General features: G+C 56.9%; 1 protein-coding gene. It reads right to left on the bottom strand.

Features of this window, described 5'->3' with window-relative positions; all coding sequences use genetic code 11:
* Positions 1 to 647 precede the first annotated feature (647 nt).
* The coding region (locus ASD79_RS23165) for an RHS repeat-associated core domain-containing protein (protein ID WP_235524372.1) at positions 648 to 1,492 on the bottom strand (845 nt) is incomplete at its 5' end.

The following is a 1,492-nucleotide window of genomic DNA, read 5'->3' as shown; positions in this document are numbered from 1 at the left end:
AAGTTGTAGGTCTGGTCCTGGGCAGCGCCGGCCAGGTCCAGGGACAGGGTCTGCAGGCGGCTGGCGGCGTCATAGGCGTAATAGGTGTTGGCCCCATTGCCGCTGGGGTCGGTTTGGAGAGACAGATCCCCCCGACGCGGTCCGGCCGCACAACGGGCGATTTTCCCTTACGCCATCTGGCTTTGCGGCGGCTCACACGGGCGAGGTTTGCCCGGAGCGCCGATTTGGCCCTTGAGGCGGTTTTGGCGGCGCACGAGAGTGTGCGGATTCGATTTTCAAAGACCTTGGCCATGAGCTGTCACACGCCCTGGCGGGCGCGGGAAGAGGCCGGCCGAGAGGGTCATGAAGCTTATCAGCGGTAGTCCAATACGTGTTTGCACTCTGGACAGTGATGAAAGACGCGGATTGGGAATTTACCCAGCCCGCCCGGCGAAGCTTTCATATGATCTATCGTATAGATAGGGTTTTTGCACTTTGGGCATTTTAGAAGGATTATGTACGCAGCGGACGGTATAAATATCAAGAATACCGGAGACAGAGCAACCCAGGCCGGAACATGGTACCCGCCCATGACTATGGTGGCGACACCATAGAGCGGCGTCAGATGAAGAGCAAAATAGCTGATCCAGAAAAATACCTTCCGCATTCTATTTGCACCCGATGTTGTACAGAGAAGGAAGATTTATCTGACCATGACCCGAGATGTTTACATTTGCAGATGCCTCAACACCGCCCGTGTAACCCGCTGACCAATCGCCCTTGTTTGATCCAATTAACTGATAAGATCCCGTTGCGCCAACAGGCCCCACAACGCCGGTTCCATTCACATTTATGCCGCCGCCAATCCAGGGCAACGCCTCACCCGACGGCTTACCGACGCCAAATGCCTTTCCCGCTGAGATACGACCGCCGCCGCCAATTCCCAGGCCGACGCCAACATCGAATGAAATGGAAATTTGCCCATTCTGCGGGTTAACCGATGCGCCACCGCCCAAGCTTGCCCCTGCTATTGCATAAGCGTCCACACCTACAGCACCCCCAATTGAAGGTGATTTACAAACGGCCTTTTTCGCTTTCTTGGCTGTAACAGTAATCGCATCGACAGTGTTGCTAGTCGCATCGCGTAGCAGATTCGCCATCGCCATCGCGTCGCGCATAGCAAATCGCTGGGCCAGACTTCTATCAGTCCACGGGACCACAATGGGGGAAACTTCGTCCTGGGTGCCCGTGGGATCCCGATAATTCAGCGGATCGTTGCCGACATAGGCGTACCAGTTGAGCCCATCGCCATACCCGATGGGGTCGGTTTGGAGAAACCGCCCCAGGGTCGGAGAATAGACCCGGGCCTTGTAATGGTACARGCCCAGCTCGGGGATCCAGGTCTGGCCGGTRTACTGGAACCGGCCGACATTGCCGGCGTCGGGCAGGCCGTATTCGTCATACTTGTTCAGCGTCTGAGCATAGCCACCGGCGATGGAGATCGCCACGACCG

Source organism: Caulobacter sp. Root655 (genome assembly GCF_001427665.1).
In the GTDB taxonomy this organism is placed as follows: domain Bacteria; phylum Pseudomonadota; class Alphaproteobacteria; order Caulobacterales; family Caulobacteraceae; genus Caulobacter.
Note: the sequence above shows the minus strand (reverse complement) of the source record. Positions and strands in the feature narration are given on the sequence as shown.